This window comes from Kitasatospora sp. MY 5-36 (assembly GCF_001182915.1).
GTDB lineage: Bacteria > Actinomycetota > Actinomycetes > Streptomycetales > Streptomycetaceae > Kitasatospora.
Genome location: NZ_LFVW01000598.1, coordinates 1 through 7,033 on the forward strand (window position 1 = coordinate 1; position 7,033 = coordinate 7,033).

Genomic DNA, 7,033 nt, shown 5'->3' on the forward strand with positions numbered 1-7,033 from the left:
GTCAGCAGCGCGAGCGCGGCGACGCCCGCCATCGAGGCGTAGCCGGCCGCGACGGCGAAGGTGAAGTACGGGGCGCTGCCGGTGCGGCCCTTGCCGAGCGCGGGGCCGGGGGTCGCGTCGGTCGGGGCGCGCAGGCCCTGGAACGGGGAGACCGGGGCGACGGTCACCGGGCCGCCGGGCAGCTGCTGGAGGTAGCCGCGGACCGCCGAGGCGGCGAACAGCCCGGCCGCGCCGAGCGCCGCGAAGGTGAGCTGGTGGGCGCGGAGCCAGTCAGAGCCGACGGCCGCGCCGATGTTGTTGAGCAGGGTGAAGGCGACCAGGCCGACGGCGCCGAGCGGCACGGTCACCCAGCCGGTGAAGCGGTCGATGCTCCGGACGCTGTCCAGGTTGGCCGCGGACGGGCGCTGCTCGGCGGCCGGCAGGTGCGGGTTGGCCGGCGGCAGCAGGCCCGGGACGGCGGCGGACTTGGCGATCCCCCAGACCCGCTCGGCGGCACCGGTCACGAACACGGTGGCGAGCAGGACGTAGACGGCGGCCCCGGAGGGCTTGGCGGCGGAGCCCAGCCAGACGCTCCACCAGGGCGCGAGGCCGATCAGCAGGGCGCGCAGCACGTCGGCGCCGAACAGCGTCCAGCGCCGGTCCAGCCGACCGGTGACCAGCCGGTGCACCGGGCCGAGCAGCGCGACGCCGACCAGCCCGGTGGCCAGCACCCGGACGGCGAGGACCGCGGCGAGGGCGAAGGCGAGGCTGCGCGGCAGGCTGCCGAACTGTCCGCCCTGGGCGGCGGCGATCACGGTGAGCGCGAGCAGCACCAGCAGACCGAGCCGGTCGGCGGTGCCGCCGATCAGCTGGGTGGTCCACAGGCGCCGGTAGGCGCGTGTCCGCAGCAGGGCCCTGGCCCGGTCCGCCGGGCTCCCGGCGGGCGCGACCTCGGGCAGGTCGAACGCCCGGGCTCTGGCGGCCGGGACGGCGCTGGGGGTGGGCTGCTCCTCGCTCGTCATACGGTCAGCGTAGCGGGCGGGGCCTGGCCGGAACGCTGCGAACGGGCTTCCGGATCGCGCTCATCACCGGGTTGTGACGTAGCCCGCACGGACCCGACGGACCTCGGGCCCGCACCCCCGGGATCGGGGGCACGGGCCCGGCTGCCGTGACCTGGGATCAGCCCTCGTCGGTGGCGGTGGCCTGGCCGGCCGCCGTCTTGCTCGCGGTGGTCTTCTTGGCCGCCGTCTTCTTCGCCGCCGCCGTCTTGGTGGTGGTGGTCTTCTTCGCCGCGGTCTTCTTCGCGGCGGTCTTGGTCGCCGCGGTCTTGGTCGCCGCGGTCTTGGCGGTGGTCGTCTTCTTGGCCGCGGCCTTCTTCGCCGGAGCCTTCTTCGCCGCCTTCTTCACCGGTCCGCGCGCCCGCTTCTCGGCGAGCAGCTCATACCCGCGCTCCGGCGTGATGGTCTCGACCTCGTCGTCCTTGCGGAGCGTGGCGTTGGTCTCGCCGTCGGTCACGTACGGGCCGAAGCGGCCGTCCTTGACCACCACCGGGCGCTCGCTGACCGGGTCGTTGCCCAGCTCCTTGAGCGGCGGGGCGGCGGCGGCCCGGCCGCGCTGCTTGGGCTGGGCGTAGATCGCCAGCGCCTCGTCGAGGGTGATCGTGAAGAGCTGGTCCTCGTCGGTGAGCGAGCGGGAGTCGGTGCCGCGCTTGAGGTACGGGCCGTAGCGGCCGTTCTGCGCGGTGATCTCCGCGCCCTCGGCGTCGGTGCCGACCACCCGCGGCAGCGAGAGCAGCCGCAGCGCGTCCTCCAGCGTGACGGTGTCCAGCGACATCGTCTTGAACAGCGAGGCGGTGCGCGGCTTGACCGCGTTCTTGCCGGTCTTCGGCGTGCCCTCGGGCAGGATCTCGGTCACGTACGGGCCGTAGCGGCCGTCCTTGGCGACCAGCATGTTGCCGCTGACCGGGTCCGCGCCGAGCTCGAAGTCGCCGCTGGGCTTGGCCAGCAGCTCCTCGGCCAGCTCGACGGTGAGCTCGTCCGGCGGCAGCTCGTCCGGGATGTCGGCACGCTGGCCGGGCTCGCCCTCGACCGTCGAGGCGCGCTCGACGTACGGGCCGTAGCGGCCGACCCGCAGGGTGATGTCGTCGCTGACCCGGAACGAGCTGATCTCCCGGGCGTCGATCGCGCCGAGGTCGGTGACCAGTTCCTTCAGGCCGCCCAGGTGGTCGCCGTCGCCGTTGCCGGCCTCGGCGGCGCCGCCCGCGGCGCTGCCCTCGCCCTCGCCGAAGTAGAAGCGCTTCAGCCACGGCACGGACTTCGCCTCACCGGCGGCGATCCGGTCGAGGTCGTCCTCCATCTTGGCGGTGAAGTCGTAGTCGACCAGCCGGCCGAAGTGCTTCTCCAGCAGGTTGACCACGGCGAAGGAGAGGAACGACGGGACGAGCGCCGTCCCCTTCTTGAAGACGTACCGGCGCTGGATGATCGTGTCGATGATCGACGCGTAGGTGGAGGGGCGGCCGATCTCCCGGTCCTCCAGCTCCTTGACCAGCGAGGCCTCGGTGTAGCGGGCCGGCGGCTTGGTGGCGTGGCCCTCCGGGGTGATCCGGTCGGCGGCCAGCGGGTCGCCCTGGGCGACCTGCGGCAGCCGGCGCTCGCGGTCGTCGAGCTCGGCGTTCGGGTCGTCGGCGCCCTCGACGTAGGCCTTGAGGAAGCCGTGGAAGGTGATGATCTTGCCGGAGGCGGAGAACTCGACGTCCCGGCCGTCGGCGGAGGTGCCGCCGACCCGGACGGTGACGGACTGGCCGACCGCGTCCTTCATCTGGGAGGCGACGGTGCGCATCCAGATCAGCTCGTAGAGCCTGAAGTCGTCACCGGTCAGACCGGTCTCGGCGGGGGTGCGGAAGCGGTCGCCGGACGGGCGGACGGCCTCGTGCGCCTCCTGCGCGTTCTTGACCTTGCTGGCGTAGGTGCGCGGCGCGTCCGGCAGGTAGTCGGCCCCGTACAGCTGGGTGACCTGCGCCCGGGCGGCCGAGACCGCGGTGTCCGACAGCGTGGTGGAGTCGGTACGCATATAGGTGATGAAGCCGTTCTCGTACAGCTTCTGGGCCACCTGCATGGTCCGCTTCGCGCCGAAGCCCAGCTTGCGGCTGGCCTCCTGCTGGAGCGTCGTGGTGCGGAACGGCGCGTACGGCGAGCGGCGGTAGGGCTTGGACTCGACGCTGCGGACGGCGAACGCCGTCTGCTCCAGGGCGGCGGCCAGCTGACGGACCGCCTGCTCGTCCAGGTGCAGGGTGTTCGCGCTGGCGGCCTTCAGCCGGCCGTCCTGGCCGAAGTCGCGGCCGCTGGCGATCCGCTTGCCGTCGACGGCGGCCAGCCGGGCGCCGAAGGTCTCCGGGTTGGCGGCGTCGGCCGGGGTGCGGCCGGTGCCGAAGGTTCCGACCAGGTCCCAGTACGAGGCGGTGTGGAAGGCCATCCGCTCGCGCTCGCGCTCGACCACCAGGCGGGTCGCGACGGACTGCACGCGGCCCGCCGACAGCTTCGGCATGACCTTCTTCCACAGCACCGGCGAGACCTCGAAGCCGTACAGGCGGTCGAGGATGCGGCGGGTCTCCTGGGCGTCGACCAGGCGCTGGTTGAGCTCGCGCGGGTTGGCCACGGCCTCCTGGATCGCCGACTTGGTGATCTCGTGGAACACCATGCGGTGCACCGGCACCTTGGGCTTGAGCACCTGCTGGAGGTGCCACGCGATGGCCTCGCCCTCGCGGTCCTCATCGGTGGCGAGGAAGAGCTCGTCGGACTCCGCGAGCAGCGACTTCAACTTGCTGACCTGGGACTTCTTGTCCGCGTTGACCACGTAGATGGGCGCGAAGTCGTGATCGACGTCCACCCCGAGGCGACGCACCTCGCCGGTGTACTTGTCCGGCACCTCGGCCGCGGTGCTGGGGAGGTCGCGGATGTGCCCGACGCTCGCCTCGACGATGTAGCCGGGGCCAAGGTAGCCCTTGATCGTCTTCGCCTTGGCCGGCGACTCGACAATGACGAGTCGCTGTCCGTGCGCGGTCTCGCTGCTCGGGGACACCTTCGCTCTTCTCTCCCGGTCCTTATGTGGCTGGTCGGCGCCGGCCGCACGGGCTGCGCTCCGCCCGACCCCTCCACCGTCCCGGGGCTGCCGCGGCACGACACCCCCACCAGCGGAGTGTGACCGTACCCCGGCCACCCTTGTCAAACGGACGGATCCCGCTTTTTCACTTGCCGGCCTCACCGACGCCACTCGAACGGTAACCCGATGACGGAGGTTCGCGCCCCGTGGAGGGGGGCCTTCGGCAGGTTCCGGAGGATGGAATGACGGATTTCAAGATCTGTCAACGGAAAATCGACAGGTGGGCACGGGATGGCGTGAATCCGCCCTGGGCACCCGCCCCCGGATCTGCTGCCGGCCCCTCCCGGATCCCTCGCGGAGTGCGGGGCTCAGCCGCCGACCGCGACCAGGAGCCCGGCGCCCGCCGCCAGACACCCCACGCCCAGGACGCTCCACAGCAGGTCGACGACGGCCGCCCGGCCGACCTCCCCGGGCGCCAGCACCACCCGGCTCGGGCGCCGCGGGTCGTAACAGATCCGCACCGAGGCACCTGGCGCGAAACGGTCCGGACGGCGCAGCGGGGTGTGCCCGCGCGGGCGGGCGATCACGAGCCCCGCGATCCCGCACGCGCCGGAGCCGCCCACCGAGGGCGGCACCGAGAACGACAGCAGCGGCGCGCTGTCCAGCTGGCCGTGCACGTCGTCCTCGGCCACCACGGTCGCCACCGCCGGCGCCCCCCGGCGGCGCACCCGCAGGCGCAGGCCCACTTCGGCGGCGCACCAGAGCAGCAGCACGCCACCGAAGAGGGCGAGCACCGACCCGCCCACCATCGCCGTCGTCGTGTCCACCTCTGGCCCCCGGCTCCCCAGCTCTGTCCACAGCCTGTGGACAGAGCTTCACAGCGGAGGACCAACGGGAGACAGCCGCCCGGCGGCGGTCGGACGAACCAGGGGGTACGGACCGGTGAACCGGCCGCGTCGCGGCGGAACCGGTCCCGCCGCGATCAGCGGCTCCGGTCCCGGCGGGGCGGGCCCGGGCGGGGCGGGCCTCGGCGGCTCCGGTCTCAGCGGACCGGGTCTCAGCGGACCAGGTCTCAGCGGACCGGGTCGATGAACCCCTGCTCGGTCAGCAGGCGCAGCGACTCCGGCACCCGGTCCCGCAGGACCACCCGGTCCTCGCCGAGCAGCCGCGCGATGGCGTCCACGATCTCGCCCGCCGACAGCGTCCCGTCGCAGACCCCGACGAAGCCGGCGCCCACGGTGTCCACCTTGGTGGCCCGCCGCATGCCGCGGTTGTGACGCAGGATCACATGCTCCGGGTCCTCCGCGCCGGGCGCGCCGACCTGCTCCTGGACCACCTCGTCGGCCAGCACGTAACGGGCCGCGAGCAGGCCCGCGTCGTCGTGCGAGCGGAGGAAGTCCTGCCGGTCGAACCAAGCCTCGATGTGCGGGCCGAGCGGCTGCTCCACCGGGTGCGGCCACTCCTCCACCCGGACGGTCGGACGCTCGGCGCCACCCGCCCGCAGGGTGATCCAGCCCATGCCGATGCCCTCGACCCGGCCCGCCTCGAAGGCGTCCAGCCACTCGCCGTACCGGGCCTGGTAGTCGCCGCCGGGGCCGCGGTGGTCACCGCCGTCGCGCAGCCACAACTCGGCGTACTGGGCCACGTCCTGGACCTCGCGCTGGACGACCCAGGCGTCCAGTCCGGTGCCCGCGACCCAGCCGGCCAGCCGCTCGTGCCAGTCCTCGCCCTTGACGTGCTGCCAGTTGGCGAGCAGCTGGCAGTAGCCGCCGGGCTCCAGGTGGTTGGCGGCCGAGCGGACCAGGCCGCGGCACAGGTCGTCGCCTGCCATGCCGCCGTCGCGGTAGGTGAACCGGCCGCCCGGCGAGATCACGAACGGCGGGTTGGAGACGATCAGGTCGAACTTCCGCTCCCCGACCGGCTCGAAGAGGCTTCCGGCGGACACCTCGGTGCTGTCGAAACCGGACAGCGCCAGGGTCAGCTCGGTGAAGCGCAGCGCGCGCGGGTTGAGGTCGGTGGCGGTCACGGTCCCGGCGTGCCGGGCCGCGTGCAGCGCCTGCACGCCGGAACCCGAACCGAGGTCCAGCGCGGCCCGGACGGGGCGGCGCACGGTGATGTTGGCCAGCGTGGTGGAGGCGCCGCCGACGCCCAGCACCAGGTCCTTGCGGGCCACCCCGTGCGCGGTCTCACCGGAGCCGATCCCGCCCGCACCGCCCACCGCGCAGCCCAGGTCGGAGACCACCCAGGCATCCGAACTGGGCATCCCGGCCACCTCGTTGGCGTACGGCCGGACGTCGACGGTGGCGCGCACCAGATCGCCGTCGGGGCGCAGCCAACCGTCCGCCAGGCAGTCCTCCACCGGCAGCGCGGCGGCGGCCGCCCGGTACGGGACCGGCTGCTGCAGCAGGAACAGCCGCACCAGCGTCTCCAGCGGGCTGCCACCGCGGGTCGCCCGCAGCGCCGGGACCGCCTCGCTGCGGGCCAACGCCGAATAGCCGGTGGGCCCGAGCAGGTCCAGGCAGCCATCGGCGGTGAACGAGGCGGCGAGCAGCGCCTCGCGGAACTTGGCGAGGCGGGTCGGGTCGAGAACGGGGCTACTGATCCCCCCGCCATTGTCCCCCGCCACCCACCCGGTGGCCGCCGCTGCGCCCCGCGGCCGGCGGACGGAAGCCCGCACCACCCCGCGCGCCCCCTGGAAGCCACCACGCGCCGCCCTGCCGGGGGCACCGAGTCGTTCAGCGGCGGGCCTGTGACAGGGGCGCCGGATCACGGGACGGCGACTCGCGGGACGGCGACTCCGGGGGCGGCGGCTCGCCGTCCCCGTCACCGGGCCCGTCCCCGGTACCGGGGACGGGCGCGTCGGACCCTCCGGTCCGCCCGGGCTCAGCTCGCGCTGGGGGCCGGGTTCGCCGGAGTGGTGGGCGGGGCGGCCGGAGCGGTGCTCGCACCGGCCGCG

At 73.8% G+C, this 7,033-nt stretch carries 3 protein-coding genes and 1 pseudogene; all 4 read right to left on the minus strand.

Annotated elements, in window-relative coordinates; genetic code table 11:
* Positions 1–1,001: pseudogene (locus AE652_RS46740) on the minus strand (dTMP kinase); the annotation flags it as partial.
* A 157-nt stretch (positions 1,002–1,158) separates the two neighbouring features.
* On the minus strand, positions 1,159–4,056 hold the full coding sequence (topA, locus tag AE652_RS31155; protein WP_049657595.1) for a type I DNA topoisomerase: 2,898 nt from the start codon (positions 4,054–4,056) through the stop codon (positions 1,159–1,161).
* A 389-nt stretch (positions 4,057–4,445) separates the two neighbouring features.
* Positions 4,446–4,904 carry a DUF3592 domain-containing protein gene (locus AE652_RS31160; protein ID WP_159028597.1) on the minus strand — a complete coding sequence of 153 codons (459 nt, stop codon included), beginning with the start codon at positions 4,902–4,904 and terminating at the stop codon, positions 4,446–4,448.
* 245 nt (positions 4,905–5,149) lie between these two features.
* Positions 5,150–6,703: a methyltransferase gene (locus AE652_RS31165; protein WP_049657601.1), complete on the minus strand. Its 1,554-nt coding sequence runs from the start codon at positions 6,701–6,703 to the stop codon at positions 5,150–5,152.
* Positions 6,704–7,033: the final 330 nt, after the last annotated feature.